Raw genomic sequence first — 18,221 nt, forward strand, 5'->3', positions numbered from 1 at the left:
CGTTCAGCGCCCCTCGCCATGCTGGAGCCGCTTGAGCAGCGGATAGAGGATCGCCCGCTCCTCGGCGATGCGCGCCGCCATCATGGCGAGAATGGCGTGCGACGCCTGGCGATAGCTCGGCCAGTCCGCCGCGACCGCCTCCGACGGCCAGCGCGTGACATGGGCCGCGGAGGTGGCGCGGATCGGCACCATCGCGGCCTGAAGCTGGCGCACCTGATCGGCCTCCTCGCCGGTCAGCCGCGCGAGCAGATAGGGGAAGACGCGCTCGGTGAGATGCCGGCTGCGCGCGCTGCTGCAGCGGCTCAGCTCCAGCCTGGCGAAGGAGACGCGCTCACGCTGGAGCTGCTCCTCATGGACCAGTCGCCGCATGATCGCCATCCGCTCGTCCAGCAGATCGTGAAGCGAGGCCAGTTCGGCAAGCAACGCAAACCCCCTACCCGCGCGGGTGGCAATCGCTCCGCGCGACGGCCAGCATAAGCCGGACGCGGTCCGCTTGCAAAAGCCTCACAAGGGGATAGCGGACGAACCGCCCCATTTTCGTTCGATGCGAGGGAACAGCGGATCATGCTACGCCAAGCCAGCCAGCTGCTGCGGCTCGAGACCCGTGGCAAGGGCCTCTACGAATTCACGCGCGAGGCGAGCCGCTGGGTGGCGGAGACCGGCATGGCCGAGGGCCTTCTCACGCTGTTCTGCCGCCACAGCTCGGCCTCGCTGCTGATCCAGGAAAATGCAGCGCCCGCGGTGAAGCGTGATCTGGCGCGCTTCTTCGAGGATCTCGTACCCGAACAGGCCGGCTATGAGCATGACGATGAGGGGCCGGATGATATGCCCGCGCATATCCGCACGGCGCTGACCGGCGTGTCGCTCCAGATCCCGCTGATCGGCGGCGCGCTCATGCTGGGTACGTGGCAGGGGCTCTATCTGTTCGAGCACCGGCGCGCGCCGCATCGGCGCGAGGTGGCGCTGCACCTGATCGGCGCCTGATCGGCGCCGCACTCGCTCAGCCCTGGTAGACGATGTGCGCGCGGAGGGGATGGCCGGGCGCAAAATCGGGATGGTCGAAATCCAGATCGGGCCGGCGGCGCATGCCCAGCCGGGTCATCAAACCCCAGCTCGCCCGATTGGCTGGCACCGTAATGGCATACACGGGTTCGCCCGGCCGATGCGCCGCCGCCCAGGCGAGGCTGGCCGTCGCCGCCTCGCGGGCATAGCCCTGCCCCCAGGCATCGGCGCGCAGCCGCCAGCCGATCTCCAGCCGATCCAGGATCGGCCCGACGCGGCCATATTTGACCCCGCACAGGCCGAGCAGCGCGTCGTCGCTGCGCCGCTCAACCCCCCAGAAGCCATGGCCATGCGCGGCCTGGCTCGCCAGCATCCGCTCGAACCCCGGATCCGCCTCCGCCGGCGCCTGCGGACCGCCGAGATGCGCCATCACCTCCGGCGCGGCGCAGAGCGCGTGATAGGCGGGGCGATCCGCCTCCGTCCAGAAACGGAGCCGCAGCCGCGCGGTCTCGATCACGCGCCCAGCAGCCGGGCGGCGAGCGGCGCGAAATAGGTGAGCATGCCCGAACAGCCGGCGCGCTTCATCGCCGTCAGCGTCTCAAGCGCGAGCGCATCGCGATCGCCCATGCCGGCGGCGGCGGCGGCCTCGATCATCGCGTATTCGCCCGACACTTGATACGCGAACACAGGAACTTCGGAGCGTTCCTTCACACGGCGTATGATGTCGAGATAGGGCAGGCCGGGCTTGACGATCACCGTGTCCGCGCCCTCGGCGAGATCCAGCGCCACCTCGCGCAACGCCTCCTCGGCATTGGCATGATCCATCTGATAGCCGCGCTTGTCGCCCTTGAGCCGGCCCCGCGAGCCGACCGCGTCGCGGAACGGTCCGTAGAAGGCGGAGGCATATTTGGCGGCATAGGCCATGATCTGGACGTTGCGGTGGCCGCCCGCCTCGAGCGCGGCGCGGATCGCGGCCACGCGGCCGTCCATCATGTCCGATGGCGCGATGATATCGGCGCCAGCCTCGGCCTGCACCAGCGCCTGCTCCACGAGCAGCGCCATAGTCTCGTCGTTGAGCACATACCCCGCCTCGTCGACCAGCCCGTCATGGCCATGCTCGGTATAGGGATCGAGCGCGACATCGGTGAGCACGCCGATCTCCGGCGCCGCATCCTTGATCGCGCGGATGGCGCGGCAGATGAGATTGTCGGGGTTGAGCGCCTCGCGCCCGTCCGGGCTGCGCAGCGCCTCGGGCGTATTGGGGAAGAGCGCGAGGCACGGAATGCCGAGATCGCGCGCCTCGCGCGCGCGGGCGGCGATGCCATCCACCGACCAGCGCGACACGCCCGGCAGGGTGGCGATCGGTTCCTCCACGCCCTGCCCTTCGGCGATGAAGAGCGGCCAGATCAGATCGGAGGGGCTCAGCACCGTCTCGGCGACGAGGCGGCGGGACCAGGGGGCGACGCGGGTGCGGCGCAGGCGGAGCGCGGGATAAGCGGCGGTCATGCGCGCAGACCTAATCCTCTCCGTCGACGGCTTCCAGTAGCGCGTCCGGCCGGGCGAGTGCGAAGAGCTGAAGACCGGCTGCGCGCGCCCGCTCCACCGCTAGGCTGGTCGGCGCGGAGATCGCCGCGATCGCCGGGCAGCCGGCGAGCACCGCCTTCTCGACCAGTTCGTAGGAGAGGCGCGCCGTGGTCAGCGCGAAGCCGCCGTCCCAACCCGCGCCCGCCCGCGCGAGTGCGCCGACCAGCTTGTCGAAGGCATTGTGGCGGCCGACATCCTCGCGGACGCGGACGATCGCGCCGGCCGCATCCACCTGCGCGGCGGCGTGGACGGCGCCGGTGCTGGCCGATAGCGGCTGATGCGCGCGCAGCGCCGCGAGCGCGCGAAACACCGAAGCGGGCGCGATCGGCGCGGCCTCGGGCAGGCGCGGCAGCGGCCGCAACGCCTGCTCGAGATTCTCGATGCCGCACAGCCCGCACGAGCTTTCCGACACCCGATGGCGGACGCGGTCCTGCACGCGCGCGGGATCGGCGAGGCCCAGCCGCAGCATCACGCCGCGCGCCACCGGCTGCGCCTCGATCCAGAGCAGGTCCGCGGCGGTGTCGATCAGCCGTTCGGACAGGCAGAAGCCGGTGGCGAAATCCTCCAGCGCATCGGGCGTGGCCATCATCACCGCATAGCCGATGCCGTCGATCTCGATCGCCACCGGCGTCTCGATGGCGAGCGGACGCGCGATCGGAGCCGCCGCGCCATCGGCGGCGACGCGGCGGAAGGCGAAGGCGCGCTGTCCTAGCGGAAGATCAGCCACAGCAGCAGAATGACTGGGATCGGCACGCCCAAAAGCCACAATAACAGTCCCTTACCCATGGCGGCTTCCTTTTCTCACAGAGGAGAAAGGAACCCCGCGCGCCCCGCCCCGGTTCCTTGGCACGATCATGCACCCGTAACGGTCGGCGGCGCGTTTGCGAGAGCGTGACCCATTCCAATCCCCGCGCCGCCCTGATCGTCAACGCCCGCTCGCGCAAGGGTCGGGCCCAGTTCCGTCACGCCTGCACGCTGCTGCGCGCCGCCGGCGTGGACCTTGCCGAAGCCTATGCCGTCCGCAAGCCGGAGCAATTGCCGGATCGCGTGCGGGCGGCGGTGGCGCGAGGCATCGGCCTCGTCATCGTCGGCGGGGGCGATGGCACCATGTCGTCCGCGGTGGATCTGCTGGTGGGGCATGAGACGCGGCTCGGCGTGCTCCCGCTCGGCACCGCGAACAGCTTCGCCCGGACGCTCGGCCTGCCGCTGGATCTGCCCGGCGCGGTGGACGTGATCGCCAGCGGCGTGCCCCGCGCGATCGATCTCGGCATGATCGATGGCGATTATTTCGCCAATTGCGCGACGCTCGGCATCGCGCCGCAGATCGCCGAAACGGTGCCGCACGGGCTCAAGGCGTGGCTCGGCCGTCCCGGCTATCTGCTCTGGGCGGCGCGCCAGCTGGCGCGCTACCAGCCCTTCCGCGTCACCATCGGCGAGGAGACGGTGGATGCGGTGGAGGTTCGGATCGCCAATGGCCGCTTCCATGGCGGAGTGGATCTGGTGGAGGAGGCGGCGCTCGATTCGGGCCGCATCGTCGTCCAGGCGGTGATCGGCCAGAGCCGCGCCGGGCTGATCGCCAGCTGGGCGGCGAGCGTGCTGCGCCTGCCCCAGCGCGATCGGCTGGTGCGCAGCTTCGAAGGCACATCGCTGCGCATCGCCACGCCCGAGCCCATGCCCATCTCGATCGATGGCGAGGTGCTGGCGCACACCCCCGTCACCGCGCGGGTGGCGCGGGCGGCGATCCGCGTGATGGCGCCGCGCGACGGGGCGGCCGTGGCGCACGGGCCGGTGCCGCCGCCCTCGCGGCGGCGCATGGCGGGCGCGGGCGGCCTGCTGCTCGCCGCCGGCCTGGGCTATGCGCTGTGGCGTCGCCGCCGTCGCGATCAGGACGCGGCGGCGGGCACCGCCATGCGCGCGCGCCGCCAGCCGCCGAAGCGGTAATAGCCGATCGCCATCAGCATCGCCGCGAGCGAGCCGAGCGGCATGGTCCACCACAGCGCCTCGGTGCCGAAGCGCGGCATCATCGCGAAGGCGACGCTGAGCCGGATCGGGAAGAGCGCGAGGAACAGGATCACCAGCGGCGGCACCACCGCGCCGGTGGCGCGCACCGTGCCGAAGATCACGATCGTCACCCCGAAGAGCAGGAAGGACCAGCTGCCGACGAGATTGATGTGGCGGGCGATCTCCACCGCCGGGCTGGTCGCGCCCAGGAACAGCGCGAGCACCGGCCGATCCACCGCGAAGAGCAGCGCGAGCAGCGCGCCGGTGAGCGCCAGATTGGCCAGCACCCCGCCGCGCGTGATCGCATCCACCCGATCCCAGCGGCCCGCGCCGATATTCTGCGCGGCCATGGCCGAGACGGCGGCGCCGATCGCCAGCGCCGGCATCTGCACATAGGTCCAGAGCTGGAGGGCGACGCCATAGGCGGCCGTGACATCCACCCCGGCCCGGTTGACCAGCCCCATCAGCGTCAGCCCGGCGAAGGAGATGACGAACATCTGGAGCCCCATCGGCAGGCCCTTGACGAGGATGATGCGCAGCAGCGCGGGATCGGGTCGCAAATAGCGCAGCTCCGCGCCGCGCAACCGGATCGGCAGATCGCGCGCATAGAGGATGACGATGGTGACGAGCAGCGCCACGCTGTTGGCGAACAGCGTGGCGAGCGCCGAGCCGGCGATGCCCAGCCGCGGCGCCGGGCCGAGACCGAGGATGAGCACCGGGTTGAGCCCGGCGTCCAGCACCACCGTCAGCACCATCACCAGAAAGGGGGTGAGCGAATCGCCCGTGCCGCGCAGCCCCATCGACAGCACCACGAGCAGGAAGCTCGCGGGAACGCCCAGGAAGATGACGCGCAGATAGGCGAGCGCGAGCGGCACCGCCTCGGGCGGGGTGGCGAGCAGCCGCAGCAGCGGCGCGGCGGCGAACCAGCCGATCGCCGCCACCAGCGCGGAGACGATCGCGAAGGTGCCGAAGGCGGTGCCCAGCGCGCGCCGCGCCGCGTCCACATCGCGCCGCCCCATCGCCTGTCCGACCAGGATGGTGGCCGCCAGGCCGAAGCCGAACACCGCCGCGAAGGCGAGGAAGGTGACGAGATTGGCGTTCGACGAGGCGGCGAGCGCCTTTTCGCCCAGCGCCCGGCCGATCCACACGGCATTGATCGAGACGTTGAGCGACTGGAGGATGTTGGATCCGAGCGTCGGCAGGGCGAAGACGATCAGCGTGCGCAGGATCGGACCGGAGGTCAGATCATGCCCGCCCGGGCGCCGCGCGGGGGCTGATCCGTCCGCCATGGCTCAGCCCAGCCGCGCCAGCGCGGCGCCGAGCCGATCGGCCTCGGCGGCCTTGTCGGCATGGTCCGCGCGCGCCTTCTCCACCGCCTCGGGCTTGGCGCGCGCGACGAAGCTGGGATTGTCGAGCCGCGCCGCCAGCCCGTCCCGCTCCTTGGCGGCGGCGGCGATTGCCTTGCCGAGCCGGGCCTTCTCGGCCTCCAGATCGATCACGCCCTCGAGCGGGAGGATGAAGGTCGCCTCGTCGATCACCACCTGCGCGGCGCCGCCCGCGGCCTCGCCGGCCGCCGGATCGATGCGCGCCAGACGCGCGATCGCCGGCGTTTGGCGCGCAAGCCGGGCCAGCGTGGCGGGCGCCGCATCGCGGACATGCACGGCGAGCCGCGCGCCCGGCGGCACGTTCAGCTCGGTCCGCGCCGCGCGCACCTCGCTCACCAGTCGGATCAGCCAGTCGATCTCGCGGCGCGCCTCGGGATCGATCGCGCGGGCGTCGGCGATCGGCCAGCGCGCGACGATCAGATCATGGTCGCGCGTGCCGAGCGCGTGCCACAATTCCTCGGTGATGAAGGGCATGAAGGGGTGGAGCAGGACCAGGATCTGATCCAGCACCCAGCCCGCCACCGCGCGCGTCTCCGCCGCCGCAGCGTCGCCCTCACCCTCGTTATCGCCCTGGAGCAGCGGCTTGATCAGCTCCAGATACCAGTCGCAAAAGCGGCTCCAGGCGAATTGATAGAGCGCGTTGGCGGTGCCGTCGAAGCGATGGTCGGCGAGCGCGAGATCGATCGCCTGCACCGTCTCGATCGTCTCGGCGATGATCCAGCGGTTCACCGCCAGCGCGGCCGGCGGCGCTTCCAGCCTGTCCGAGCCGCCAATCCCGTTGGCCTGGCAGAAGCGCGCCGCGTTCCACAGCTTGGTCGCGAAGTTGCGATAGCCCTCGACGCGCTTCTCATCCATCTTGATGTCGCGGCCCTGGCTTTCCATCGCCGCCATGAAGAAGCGCAGCGCATCGGCGCCGTAGCGATCGATCAGGCCGAGCGGATCGACGGTGTTGCCCTTGGACTTGGACATTTTCGCGCCGTCCGCCGCGCGCACCAGCCCGTGCAGATACAGGGTGCGGAACGGCACCTCGCCGAGAAAGTGCATGCCCTGCATCATCATCCGCGCGTCCCAGAAGAACAGGATGTCGAAGCCGGAGATCAGCACGTCATTGGGGTAGCGGCCGGCCAGGCTCGGATCCGCATCGTCGGGCCAGCCCAGCGTCGCGAAGGGCCAGAGGGCGGAGGAGAACCAGGTGTCCAGCACGTCGCTGTCGCGGGTCAGCGCCACCCCCGCCCCCGCTTCCGCCTGCGCCTCCGCCTCGCTCTCGGCGACGAAGATGCGGCCGTCCTCGGCATACCAGGCGGGGATGCGATGGCCCCACCAGAGCTGGCGCGAGACGCACCAGGGCTGGATATTCTCCATCCAGTTGAAGAAGGTCTTCTCCCAGCTCTTCGGCACGACCGCGATCCGCCCCGAACGCACCGCCTCGATCGGGCCTTTGGCGAGCGTCGCGGCATCGACATACCATTGATCGGTGAGCCAGGGCTCGATCACCACGCCCGAGCGATCGCCATAGGGCGTCTGGATCACGCGATCCTCGACCCGGACCAGCGCGCCATCCTCTTCCAGCATGGCGACGATCCGCTGCCGCGCCTCGAACCGGTCGAGCCCGATCAGATCCGCCGGGACGCGCCCATCGGCCGTCTGGCAGATGGCGGCGCGCGCATCGAGCATGTTGAGCATGTCCGCCGGGCGGATGCCGGCGCGCACCCCCACCTCGAAATCGTTGAAGTCATGCCCGGGCGTGATCTTCACCGCGCCCGAGCCGAGTTCGGGATCGGCATGCGCGTCGGCGACGATCGGGATCAGCCGGCCGGTGATCGGCAGCTTCACCTGGCGGCCGATGAGCGCGCTGTAGCGCGCGTCCTCAGGGTTCACCGCCACCGCCATATCGGCGAGCATCGTCTCGGGGCGCGTCGTCGCCACCTCGATCGCGCCGCTGCCGTCGGCGAGGTCGTAGCGCAGGTGCCAGAACTGGCCGTTGCGCTCCTTGGTCTCCACCTCCAGGTCGCTGATCGCCGTGCCCAGGCCCGGATCCCAGTTCACCAGCCGCTTGTCGCGGTACAAGAGGCCCTGCTTGTAGAGCGTGACGAAGACTTTCAGCACCGCCCGGCTGAAGCCCTCGTCCATGGTGAAGCGCTCGTTCGCCCAATCCATCGAACAGCCGAGCCGGCGCAGCTGGCGGGTGATCTGCCCGCCGCTCTCGGCCTTCCACTCCCACACCTTGGCGATGAAATCCTCGCGGCTGAAATCGGTCCGCTTCTGGCCGGCGGCGTTGAGCTGCCGCTCCACGACCATCTGGGTGGCGATGCCGGCATGATCGGTGCCGACCACCCATAGCGCGTCCTTGCCCTTCAGCCGGGCATGGCGGACGAGAATGTCCTGAAGCGTATTGTCCAGCGCGTGGCCGATATGCAGCGAGCCCGTCACATTGGGGGGCGGGTTGACGATGGTGAAGGGCGTGGCGCCCGGCCGCGCGGGGCGGAACAGCCCCTGTGCCTCCCAATGGCTGTACCAGCGGGCTTCCATGGCGGCGGGATCGAAGGTCTTGGGCAGTTCGGTCATGATGGACGGCGCCTAGCAGGGCCGGCGCGGGGAATCGAGGGCCGGCGCGAGGCCGCTTCAGCCGCGCCCGCTGACGCGCGCAATCTCGGCCGCGACCAGCCGCTCGACAATGCCCGGCAGCTCGCGATCGAGCCAATCGCGCAGCATCGGCCGCAGCAGATCGGCGACGAGCGCCTCGAGCGTCAGGCCCGGGCCCGCCTCGGGCCGGATCTGAAGCTGGGACAGGGCGGCGAAGGCGTGGCGGCTGGCGGCGGCGGCGGCGCCGGACAGGATCGTGGCCTGGTCCGGGCCGGCCGTCTCCGCCGGCGCATCGCCAGCAAGCGCAGGCGCCGCGACCGGATCGGCCGCCGCGCGGGTCGCCGCCAGCTCGGGCGCATGTTCGGCTGCGGGCACGAGATCCTCCAGCTGGGCGGGCGCGGCCGCATCGGCCTGCTCGGCGGCGGGTGGCGGCGGCGCGGGTTCGGCGGCGATCGGGCTCGTCAGCTCGAGCACGTCCGCGGACGGCGCCGCCTCGTCCGTCGCGATGGCGGGCCGAAGCTCCGGCGCGGGCGCGGGTTGCTCGTCGCGCACGATGTCCGGCGCGGCGTCGGCCAGTTCGGGCGCCTCTTCCTCGGCGATGGGCTCCTCGACAAGCGGGGCGTGATCCGCCTCCACCGGCCGCGGCTTCAACCGCGCGCCGCGCGCGGGCACCTCGCTGTCCTCGGCGATGATGCGCTTGATGGAGGCGAGAATATCCTCCATCGACGGCTCTTGGTTAAGTGGCCCCATGGCGGGCACTATTCCTCAGTTCCCCGGCGGTGTCACCGGGGAATTTTGCTCCGGCACGGCCGGACCGTAAATCGGCTTGGAGAGTGCCGCCGGGGTCGGCTCCTCCTTGAAATCGCTGATCGTGTGGCGAACGCTCTCATAATGGACATTGGGGTCGTAGAGCGGGCCGCCGTTCAGGCCGAGCCGCTTGTAATTGACCAGGCCCATGGCGTTCAGTAGCTGGAAGCCGGCGATATAGGCGTCATGCTGGGCGGAGACGAGCGTGACATTGCTCGAGAGCAGCTCCTGCTCGCCGTTCAGCACGTCCAGCACTTGACGCAGCCCCACCGATTGCTCGGCGCGCAGCCCTTCCAGCGCCAGCGCATTGGCGCGCACCTGCTCGCGGCTCGATCGCTCGGTGGCGAGCAGCGCCTGATAATTGGAGAAGGCGGCATGGACATTGGCGACGACCTGCCGCTCGGTCGCGATCTGCTGCTCCAGCGCCTGGCTCTCGAAAGCCTGGCTCTGCCGCACCTGGGCCGAGGGGCCGCCGCCCTGGTAGAGCGGGATGGTGGCCGTCACGCCGACCACGCCGTAATCGCCCCGCCGCGGCACCAGCCCGCTCGCGGCGCCGGCATAGTTATAGTAATTCTCGGACGCCGTCGCGGAGACGATCGGCAGGCGCGTGGCGCGCGCGGCGCCGACATCGTAGCGCGCCGCCTTCACCGCCGCCGCCGCGGCGGCGATGTTCGGGTTCTCCCGCAGGGCGGTGGCCTCGGCCTGGTCGGCGCCCGCCGGCAGCATCGGCAGATCGGGCGGACTGTCGAGCGTGCCCGCCGACTGGCCGATCACGGCGCGGAAATTCTCCTCGCTGGTGGTCAGCTGCGCCTGGGCGGCCGAGAGCTGGCTGCGCGCGCCCTCCAGCCGCGCCTCGGACTGGGCGACATCGGTGCGGGTCAGGTCGCCGACCTGGAAGCGGTCGCGCGTGGCGTCCAGATTGGTCTGTAGGACGCGGACATTGTTGAGGTTGAGCTTCACGATCGCGCGATCGCGCAGCACATCCATATAGGCCGTGACCGCCTGCACGAAGACATCGCCCTCGGTAGCGCGCAGCCCCTGCTGGCCGCCGGCGACCCGGGCATCGGCGGCGTTGAGCGCGTTGCGCACGCGCCCGCCCTGCCAGACCGGCACGCTCAGCTGCGCGCCGACCGAGACGATCCGGTTATAGCCGTTGAGCTGGCTGTAGTTGCGCGCATTCTGGCTGAGCGAGCCCTGGACGCCGAGGCTCGGCAGCCCCTGCGCGCGGACGATGCCATATTGCGCATCGGTGGCGCGCAGCGCCGCGCGCTGGCCGTTGAGCTGGGGATTATTGCCATAGGCGGCGTCGAGCGTCTCGCGCAAGGTGAGCGCCGATGCGGCACCCGGCCATGCGACCCCGCACGCCAGCGCCAGCGCCAGCGCCGCCTTTCCCCCAGCCCCCCTCGTCATGTGGTTCGATCGCTCCTCTAGAAGGTGAAGGCCGGCTCGGGCGCGAAGCCGGGCAGGCGCGCGGTGTCGATGTCGGCGAAGGCGGCGAAGCCGATATGACCGCCCACCTTCTTGCCGTAGACGAGCTGCGACAGCCGGTTGCGCACCAGGCCGCCGAGCAGCCGTCCGCCCTCGGCGAGCTGGTCGCACAGCGCCTGCGGGATCTGCTCGACCCCGCCCTCGATGAGGATCAGCGCATAGGGCGCGCCCGCCGACCAGCCGGCGGCGAGCGGCCCCTCGGCGATCGTCACCTTCGGCGTGTCGGCTAGAGTGTCGCGCAGCCGCGCGAGCAGCGTGGCATCCTCCTCGAGCGCCACCACCTCGGCGCCGATCCGCGCGAGCAGCGCGGTCGAATAGCCGGTCGCCGCGCCCACCAGCAGGACGCGCTCACCCGGCTGAACCTGCGCGCGATCCAGCAGCCGCGCCGTTACCAGCGGCGCGTTGAGGCCGCGGCCGGGCGCCAGCGGGATGATCGCGTCGCGGTAGCAGAGGCGCGCATGGCCATCGCCCACGAAGCGTTCGCGCGGCAGCGCCTCCATCGCCTCCAGCACCGCCACGTCCGTCACCTTGTTCGGGCGCAGCTGGCTGACGATCATGGCCCGCCGGGCGGTATCGAGATCCTGTCCGCTCATGAATATCGTCCTCGCACAACTGTATTAGTTTGACAACACACTTGTTGGCCGAGGAGACTCGTAGGCGAGCCGGCGCCGGACAGCAATGTCCGCCACGCCGCCGGATCCGCTTTCCCACTCGATTGAAGCCGTTGCGCCCCGCGGATCCAAGGCGCCGGCCGCGCCCGACCGACTCGCGCCGCCTGTCCGTTGCGCGGCGGCGGGTTTCCGTTGACCGACCGCCCCGGCCTGTGGCACTGGGCGCTTGGCACGTCGCCCGCTCCTGCGGGGCGGAGGCGCCGGCATCGCGGGTGTAGCTCAATGGTAGAGCAGAAGCTTCCCAAGCTTACGACGAGGGTTCGATTCCCTTCACCCGCTCCATGATTTTCAAAGCTTTTTCGGCCCGGCCAGCGAGCGGGGCGCGGTAAATGCGCGGTAAGCGGGTGGATCGAAGGCGCCCGGCGCTAGCCTTTCTATGTCGTCGATGATGCTTTCGGTCGCCGCCAGCGCGAGGCCGAGATTGGCGGGATCCGGCAAGGCGTAGATGTCGGAGACGCTCGTCTTCACATGGCCCAGCATCATCTCGCCCTGCCGCCACTGCGCCTCTCCGATTCGGCGGCGCGCGATCGTCGCCATGGAGCGCCGGATCAGCTTCTCGCCCGACTCCCGGCCCGTCGGCAGGCCGAGATGCGCGCGCATCCTCTCCCAAGGCGCGCGGACCAGCGAGACGGGAAGAAAGGCGTCGCCACTGTCGAGATAGGGGGCGAACTGACGCGCGATCGGTATCTTGGGCCTGTGCTTCTTGGTCTGCCGCCGGCCCGGCGGATTGAGATCGAGCACGCGCGCGGCGGCGTGCCACTGGACGGGCCTGGCGTCGAAGATCGCGTCCGGCCGCGCCCAGGTCGAGACCGCGAAGCGCAAATAGCGGAGCAGGTTCGCGCGCTCGCGCCGCCGCGCGGCCCGCGCCTTTTCGGTCGGCGCCTCGGGCCGCAGGCAGAAGTCGAACATGCGGGCGAGCATGGGCACGTCCGCGCGATACACGGGCGACGCGGCCACGGCGGCCGGCTGTTCGGCGCGGAAGGCCGCCTTCTGGCCCGGCGTCGCGTTGATGGCGGCGGCGAGCTGCAGGACGCAGCCCTCGACCGCGCCGAGCGTGCGATCGCGGGTCACGGCGCCCCTGGGGCTGACCACGGGCTTGGCGCGCAGCCAGGCGCGAAACCCGTCCACCCAGCGCGCGTCCACGTCGGCGCAGCGCGTGGCGGGACGATCGGCCAGATAATCGAGGACATGGCCAAGCCGGGATCGGGCGGACTTGGCGCCGGCCTTGTGCTCGCCGAGGATCAGATAATCGGCGATCGCGTCGGCGAGCAGCGGCGTCTCCCGATGATCCCAGGCGCGGTGACAGGTCGGGCACCGCTTGGCGCCCGTGGACGCCAGGAACAGGCGATCGAGCGCTAGGCGCGCTTCCCCAAGATCGCGCGTGCCCGCGCTAAGGCTACGCTCGCGTCGTCGCTCGGGGTCGTACCAGATGATCTCGAGGGCGCGTCCGGCTCGGGCGTAGAGCTTGTAAGCGCCCCGCTGATAGAGCGGCTTCGGGCGCTTCGTTGCTGGCATTGGTTCCTCTGATAGGCGGCCACGGCGCGACGAAAGGTTTCGATAGCACCGGTGCCCACCAGCATGTCCAGATCGTCGGCGCTCAGCTGGATGGCCCTGCCCTGCTCGATCTTTCTCGAGAGGCGACGATCGAGATCGGGCAGACTAGCCATGACGCCCTCCGCTCCACCGGACGAGCCTTCGGGCGAGCATGCGCGGCGACGCCAGCAGCGCGATCGCGACCAGCACGATCCAGATGATCGCCCGGAAGCCCGTCTCGCGAACGCGGCCGCCCCGCCCCCGCCCCGGCCATCGCGGCAAGGCGCCGCGCGCGGCGGGGGGCGCGCAGCGGCGGCAGCGGCACCAGCTGGCATGGACCAGGCCGGCGGGTGGGTGTCTCATGCCGCGCCTCCTCCCGTCGCGCGCGCGGCGCCCGGCGCGCACCGGGTGCAAAGGTCGCCATTCTCGGCCGACCAGGCGCAGGCGTCGCCCGCATGATCCAGCTGCTCGGCCCATGCGTCCCAGCCGCAGCCCCGGCAGAGCCGCACCGGCTCGCCATCGACGAGCTGCTGATAGACGGCCGGGTCGAACGCGAAGGCACGCGAAAGGCCGAGCGCGCGCACGTCGCGCAGGAGGACGTCGCAGCGCTCGGCGGCGCGCAGCGTGCGCTCCGCCAGCGCGCGCTCCTCCGGCCAACGCGCCAGACGCCGCGCCGCCGCCGCGATCGTCAGGCCGGCGCATGCGCGTCGCAGACGAACATAGTCCCAGGGGCGGATCGCTCCGCCATCGCCCGCGGCCGGACGCCGGCGCGGAGCGGTCGCGACGGGCGCGCCGAGCGCGCGCAGAAATTCCTCGGGCGTGCGCATCACAGGCCCGGGCCCGCGCCGCCGGCCCGGCGACCGGGTCCGGCCATGCCGCGCGTCGACCGCGCCGGCGTTGAAGATCGTGGCTGCATCATCCGCGCTCCGGATCAGGGATGGGAGGGAACAGACGCCTCGAACACGTAGCAATTGACGGTCTTTTTGGATCTCGAGCACTTGACCGCCTTGTACTCGACGAATTTGCGGACACGGCCGCCCTTCAGCAGCCTCTTCATCTCGGTCATGCCGCCCTGCCCGGGCAGCCTAAGGCCCGCGTGCGCGAGCCGCTGCTCCATCTGGACCAGATTGACCGCGATCAGCGCCGGATTGCCGCTATGGTTGAGCGGCGTCATCGTCTCCGGCGGATCGCTGGCCGCCAGATGATCGAACAATTCCCAAAACTGCTCGACATGGGGATGATCATGCTCCGCCAGGCGCTGGCGCTCGTCGAGCATGGCGCCGATCAGCGCCTTGGCTTCGTCCACGCTCTCGTCGGGCAGGTTCGTCACGACCAGGCGCAGCGCGTCGAGCATGGCGGCGAGCTGGGCGTGGTTCTTGGCGAGGCGATCGTTGCGGATCCCCGGCCGCTCCAGAAAGGCGGCGTAGTGAGCCCGGAAGCGCTCGGCGTAGCGCTCGAGCACCTGCGCCTCGCGCCGGATGGCGTGAACGATGAAGCCCGACACGGCGTCGCGCTCGAAGCGGGTGATGCGCTCGGACGCCGCGCGGGTGCGCGGACCCCAGCCCGTCTTGTCGAACCGCACCCCCATGATGCGTTCGCGCATCGCCGGCGATCCATCGACCGGATCATTCTGCACGATCATTATCGCCCCCCGAAAGGGTGGCTCGAAGGTCTCCATGCCCGCGTTGGCGATCGCCCGCACGCGCACCGCACGACCATTATAGGCGGTCTTGAGCTCGTCCCACTCGAAGCGGCGGCCGTGCGGCGTCTCCTGGGCGCGATCGCCCTCGATCAGCACCACCGGCAGATTGCCCACCTGCCCGAGCGTGCGCGCGACGCCCACCGGCGAGGCCTTGATCGGGTCCAGCCCTTCGTAATTGCCGACGCGGCCGAGCAGCTTCCACAGAAAGGTGATGAGCGTCGTCTTGCCGGTGCCCGGCGGCCCGGTCACCTCGAGAAAGCCCAGGCTCTCCTGGGTGGCGCGGATCTGCTCGGCGAAGAGCGCGGTGAACCAGAAGGCCAGCACCACCAGCCCCGGCGCGCCCCAGGCGTCGATCATCGGACCGACCCATTCGAGGTTCAGCCGATCCGGATCATAGGCGATCCTGAGCAGCCGATCGCTGGTGCGCAGCTTCACCGCCTGGGCGCCGAAGACGAAATAATCATCCTCGTTGATCTTCGCGACCTTGCCGCCGCTGACGCCGATATCGCCGAGCAGATAGGCTTTATGCTCGATCGAATAGCCGGTGAACTGGATCGCCTCGACGATGCGGATCGTCGCCCATTGGCGCTGCATCAGCCGGTCCAGCTGCGCGGTCGATCCGGTCCATTGCGCGCCGGGCGCGACCGAGGAGAGGCGCTTCTTGAACTCGGTTCCGGCGGAGCAGGCCGCGCCCGAGAAGGTGGCCCGGACCGCGTCGCGACGCGGCCGGCCCCGCTCATGCGGATAATCGACGCGGAAATAATAGGCGCCCTCGTCCATATTGGGATCGCGCTGAAAATAGAGGGTACGGAAGGTGCAGTTGGCGAGCTCGCTCACCTCGACAGCCTGGCGCGCGGCCAGCTCCCATTGCTGCTCGTGATCGAGGCCTTCAAGCGTCTCGGGGCTGTTCCGCGCGATGCTCTCGCGGGTCTGCTCGATCCGCTCGACCGAGAAGGAGGCCCAGAGCTGGCGCTGGTTGAACACCAGCGGGAAGGAGGTGGTCTTGAAGCGCTTGTAGATCAGGAAGGCCTTCTCGTCGGGCGTCCCGGCGATGGTGACATCGCCCGCCCAGAGATACGCCTCGCGGTCCTTGGCGGTGAGGCGGTCGGCGATCGCCAGATCGTTCCAGTCCTGCTTCTCGCCCTCGCCATCCACGCGCACCTGCGCGGCGCCGGCGATCCAGCCCTCCTCGCGCGCCCTGGCGACGAATTTGCGCGTGAATTCGACGCCGGCGGCGCCCTGGTCGAAGGCGAAGATCAGCTTGGGCGCCGGGCCCGGCTCGGCGCGCGCGGCGATGGCGGCGCGCAGCGCGGCGAGCGCGGCGGCGGGATAATTGCCGCACGTCATCGTCGAGACCGCGACGACGCCAGCCTGGCGCAGCGCGATCGCGTCGAAAATGCCTTCCGCTATCCAGATCTCGGACGCCGCGGCGAGCGTCTCCACCGTGTCGCCGGGATAGGCCCACCAATGGCCGGCGAAGCTTTTGCCAAAGGCGAAGATCGCCTTCTTGTCGCCGAACCGGCCGGGCTGGTCGATCAGCCGCTGCCACCATCCGCCGCCGGGCAGCGGGAAGCGGACGGCGGCCGACATGATCCCGAGATTGGGATCGCGATACAATTCCTGCGCATAGGCGCCGGCGAGCGGCTTGGTCTGGAAGCCGCGCGCATATTCCAGATAGGCGTCGGCCGCCGCGTTGGGCCGCTCGGGCGTCACCCGGTAGCGCCGGGACCAGTCGTCGAAGATCTCGGGATAGAGCGCCTTTGTCGGCTGCTCCCAGGCGCAGCTGTTGAGCCGGCCGCAGCGCAGCAGCCAGGGATGATCGGCGGGGGTGTAGAGACTGTCCTTCGCTCCGCATTGCGGGCATTTGCCCTTGCGGAGATAGGCGCCTTCCCGCTTCAGCCCATAATCGGCCTTGAGGCGGGCGGTCACGTCGCGGAGCAGATCGTCGCGCAAAGTCTCGCTCTTCCGTGGGGCGATCCGCGCCCGATCCCGGAGGCGGGGCCGTGCCGCCGGGTCGGTCGCGTCGGGTGCGGGGTGAGGCGCTGGGCCGGCCGGGGCCGATCAGCCGCTCATGATCGTCTCGTCGGCGCGCGGCGCCGCGTCGGCGTGATCGTCATTGGCCGGGCGCAGGGCGTTTTCATTGGCCGGGCGCGGCCGGGCGGCCCGCAGACCGGACGCGCCGAGCGGTAGCCGAACCTCGGGATTGGGCGTGCGACTGGCGACGACGCTGTGGATGATGGCGAGCTGCGCGACGAAATGATGCCCGCAGGAATCATTCTCGCACCGGAACCGGATCTCTCGGCACAGGATGGTCATTTGCTCGCTGGTGCGGATCAGCGCGCGGGTGCCGCAATGCGGACAGGCCATGACGAGCCGGCGATGGATGACGCGCTTCACAGGTTGGACCCCCTTTCCGCCCGCCCCGCGGAAGTGCCGGACAGGAAGCTCTTCAGCCGGCCGAGCAGCCGCGTGGTGGCGCCGCTCGCCTCCTCGGCCTCGGCGATGGCGTGGCGGATCGCGCCCGCCCCCGCGCCCGGCCGCGTGACGGCGATGCCGGTGGCGATCGCGTCGGCCGTCTCGCGCGCCACCGCCGCGAGATCCTCGGCCAGCCCGGCCGCGCAAGCGCGCGCCGCGAGGCTCTCGCTGTGCAGCTGGCGCGCATAGCTTTCCAGCATCGGGAAACCCGCGCCGCCGGCGGCGCGCCAGGCGAGATCCATCGCCTTGGCCTGGCCGAGCGAGGGCGTGGTGCGGCACTCGCTCTCGCTCCAATAGCGCACCGCCCGCTCCGAGCGGCCGACGAGATGGGCGAGGCGGGCATAGCCGACGCGCCCCGCGATCAGCGCCACCGCCTGGGCGAAGCTGAGCGGCGCGCGGGGCTTGGTCATGGGCGGCGCTGCGAAGGCGCCGCGTCTCCGCAGCGGACGCGAGCACCAGGGGCCGCTACGGCTTTCTTGGCCGAGCATGCGACGGGCGTGAATATGTCGGGACGGAGATCGTAGCGCGAAACGCCGGTGGCCGCCTCGACCTTGAGCACATAGTGCCCCGGCAGCGGCGATCGGCGCTTTTTGAGCTGGGACAGGTTGCCGGGGGTGCATCCGCAGATCGCGGCAAGGCCGGTCCAGCTTCCCGCCGCCCGCGCGGCGGCCTCGAGCGCCCTAAAGGCCGTTCTCTGCCGATTGATGTCCATCAACTTATTAAAGCAATACCAATGTAGCGTTGCAAGTGATTTGATATAGCATACTTAAGAATCCTCCTTAACAAGGAGAGCATGCAGCAAGTTGACATAAGACGCCTTGCCGAAGCCATGGAAGCCGCCGGATTGGATCAAACTGGCCTCGCCAAGCGCATTGGCTGCACTCCCAGCGCCATCAACCAAATCTTGCGCGGAAAAACCAAGAGGCCACGTCTTCTTCTGGAGATCGTTCAGGCTTTAGGCGTGACCTTGAGCTGGGTCCGAGGGCAGTC

18 protein-coding genes, 1 tRNA gene and 1 pseudogene are annotated in these 18,221 nt (G+C 70.2%); 4 read left to right on the plus strand and 16 right to left on the minus strand.

The genetic code is table 11. From position 1 onward, the window contains the following. Window positions 1-3: 3 nt before the first annotated feature. Entirely contained in the window at window positions 4-423 is a 420-nt protein-coding gene (locus LHA26_RS15560; protein WP_252166485.1) for a hypothetical protein, read from the minus strand. Between the two features lie 141 nt (window positions 424-564). On the opposite strand from LHA26_RS15560, the gene LHA26_RS15565 reads away from it, so the two are divergent. Continuing rightward, window positions 565-984 carry a secondary thiamine-phosphate synthase enzyme YjbQ gene (locus LHA26_RS15565; protein ID WP_252166486.1) on the plus strand — a complete coding sequence of 140 codons (420 nt, stop codon included), beginning with the start codon at window positions 565-567 and terminating at the stop codon, window positions 982-984. A gap of 16 nt (window positions 985-1,000) precedes the next feature. Here LHA26_RS15565 and LHA26_RS15570 read toward each other — a convergent pair whose 3' ends face one another. From LHA26_RS15570 to fdhD, 3 genes are read right to left on the minus strand one after another with little or no spacing between them, the layout of a single operon-like run. Further along, a complete protein-coding gene (locus LHA26_RS15570) occupies window positions 1,001-1,519 on the minus strand; it encodes a GNAT family N-acetyltransferase (protein WP_252166487.1) in 519 nt (172 codons plus the stop codon). Then, a complete protein-coding gene (gene hemB / locus LHA26_RS15575; protein ID WP_252166488.1) occupies window positions 1,516-2,508 on the minus strand; it encodes a porphobilinogen synthase in 993 nt (330 codons plus the stop codon). Before hemB ends, LHA26_RS15570 begins: the two co-directional genes overlap by 4 nt. 10 nt (window positions 2,509-2,518) lie before the next feature. After that, entirely contained in the window at window positions 2,519-3,313 is a 795-nt protein-coding gene (fdhD, locus tag LHA26_RS15580) for a formate dehydrogenase accessory sulfurtransferase FdhD (protein ID WP_252166489.1), read from the minus strand. 164 nt (window positions 3,314-3,477) lie between these two features. On the opposite strand from fdhD, the gene LHA26_RS15585 reads away from it, so the two are divergent. Beyond that, window positions 3,478-4,527: a diacylglycerol/lipid kinase family protein gene (locus LHA26_RS15585; protein ID WP_367890726.1), complete on the plus strand. Its 1,050-nt coding sequence runs from the start codon at window positions 3,478-3,480 to the stop codon at window positions 4,525-4,527. Here the strand turns inward: LHA26_RS15585 and LHA26_RS15590 are convergent. Genes LHA26_RS15590 through LHA26_RS15610 form a run of 5 tightly spaced genes read right to left on the minus strand, consistent with a single transcriptional unit; the run spans window position 4,470 to window position 11,443 of the window. Next, window positions 4,470-5,876 carry an MATE family efflux transporter gene (locus LHA26_RS15590; RefSeq protein ID WP_252166490.1) on the minus strand — a complete coding sequence of 469 codons (1,407 nt, stop codon included), beginning with the start codon at window positions 5,874-5,876 and terminating at the stop codon, window positions 4,470-4,472. The genes LHA26_RS15585 and LHA26_RS15590 overlap by 58 nt on opposite strands. A gap of 3 nt (window positions 5,877-5,879) precedes the next feature. Further along, window positions 5,880-8,537: a valine--tRNA ligase gene (locus LHA26_RS15595; protein ID WP_252166491.1), complete on the minus strand. Its 2,658-nt coding sequence runs from the start codon at window positions 8,535-8,537 to the stop codon at window positions 5,880-5,882. A 57-nt stretch (window positions 8,538-8,594) separates the two neighbouring features. Next, window positions 8,595-9,278 carry a DUF2497 domain-containing protein gene (locus LHA26_RS15600; protein WP_252166492.1) on the minus strand — a complete coding sequence of 228 codons (684 nt, stop codon included), beginning with the start codon at window positions 9,276-9,278 and terminating at the stop codon, window positions 8,595-8,597. Between the two features lie 42 nt (window positions 9,279-9,320). Further along, window positions 9,321-10,772: a TolC family outer membrane protein gene (locus tag LHA26_RS15605; protein ID WP_252166493.1), complete on the minus strand. Its 1,452-nt coding sequence runs from the start codon at window positions 10,770-10,772 to the stop codon at window positions 9,321-9,323. A gap of 17 nt (window positions 10,773-10,789) precedes the next feature. Beyond that, window positions 10,790-11,443, minus strand: coding sequence for a protein-L-isoaspartate O-methyltransferase family protein (locus LHA26_RS15610; RefSeq protein WP_252166494.1), 654 nt, complete (start codon window positions 11,441-11,443; stop codon window positions 10,790-10,792). A 286-nt stretch (window positions 11,444-11,729) separates the two neighbouring features. Here LHA26_RS15610 and LHA26_RS15615 point away from each other — a divergent pair. Continuing rightward, window positions 11,730-11,803: transfer RNA gene (locus tag LHA26_RS15615), tRNA-Gly, on the plus strand. A gap of 6 nt (window positions 11,804-11,809) precedes the next feature. Here LHA26_RS15615 and LHA26_RS15620 read toward each other — a convergent pair. The 7 genes from LHA26_RS15620 to LHA26_RS15650 all read right to left on the minus strand — a co-directional run bounded on the left by LHA26_RS15620 (window position 11,810) and on the right by LHA26_RS15650 (window position 17,943). Continuing rightward, entirely contained in the window at window positions 11,810-13,036 is a 1,227-nt protein-coding gene (locus tag LHA26_RS15620; RefSeq protein ID WP_252166495.1) for a hypothetical protein, read from the minus strand. 144 nt (window positions 13,037-13,180) lie between these two features. Next, on the minus strand, window positions 13,181-13,417 hold the full coding sequence (locus LHA26_RS15625) for a hypothetical protein (protein ID WP_252166496.1): 237 nt from the start codon (window positions 13,415-13,417) through the stop codon (window positions 13,181-13,183). After that, a complete protein-coding gene (locus LHA26_RS15630; protein ID WP_252166497.1) occupies window positions 13,414-14,052 on the minus strand; it encodes a hypothetical protein in 639 nt (212 codons plus the stop codon). The genes LHA26_RS15625 and LHA26_RS15630 overlap by 4 nt, the downstream gene beginning before the upstream one ends. After that, on the minus strand, window positions 13,986-16,709 hold the full coding sequence (locus LHA26_RS15635; RefSeq protein WP_252166498.1) for a toprim domain-containing protein: 2,724 nt from the start codon (window positions 16,707-16,709) through the stop codon (window positions 13,986-13,988). Before LHA26_RS15635 ends, LHA26_RS15630 begins: the two co-directional genes overlap by 67 nt. A 108-nt stretch (window positions 16,710-16,817) precedes the next feature. After that, on the minus strand, window positions 16,818-17,153 hold the full coding sequence (locus LHA26_RS15640; RefSeq protein ID WP_252166499.1) for an Ogr/Delta-like zinc finger protein: 336 nt from the start codon (window positions 17,151-17,153) through the stop codon (window positions 16,818-16,820). Further along, a complete protein-coding gene (locus LHA26_RS15645; protein WP_252166500.1) occupies window positions 17,150-17,641 on the minus strand; it encodes a hypothetical protein in 492 nt (163 codons plus the stop codon). The genes LHA26_RS15640 and LHA26_RS15645 overlap by 4 nt, the downstream gene beginning before the upstream one ends. Beyond that, window positions 17,638-17,943 carry a transcriptional regulator gene (locus LHA26_RS15650; protein ID WP_252168420.1) on the minus strand — a complete coding sequence of 102 codons (306 nt, stop codon included), beginning with the start codon at window positions 17,941-17,943 and terminating at the stop codon, window positions 17,638-17,640. The genes LHA26_RS15645 and LHA26_RS15650 overlap by 4 nt, the downstream gene beginning before the upstream one ends. 81 nt (window positions 17,944-18,024) lie before the next feature. Between LHA26_RS15650 and LHA26_RS20185 the strand changes: the two are divergent. Further along, window positions 18,025-18,195 (plus strand): annotated as a pseudogene (locus LHA26_RS20185) (helix-turn-helix domain-containing protein); the annotation flags it as partial. Window positions 18,196-18,221: the final 26 nt, after the last annotated feature.

The organism is Sphingomonas morindae (assembly GCF_023822065.1).
Classification (GTDB): Bacteria; Pseudomonadota; Alphaproteobacteria; order Sphingomonadales; family Sphingomonadaceae; genus Solisphingomonas; species Solisphingomonas morindae.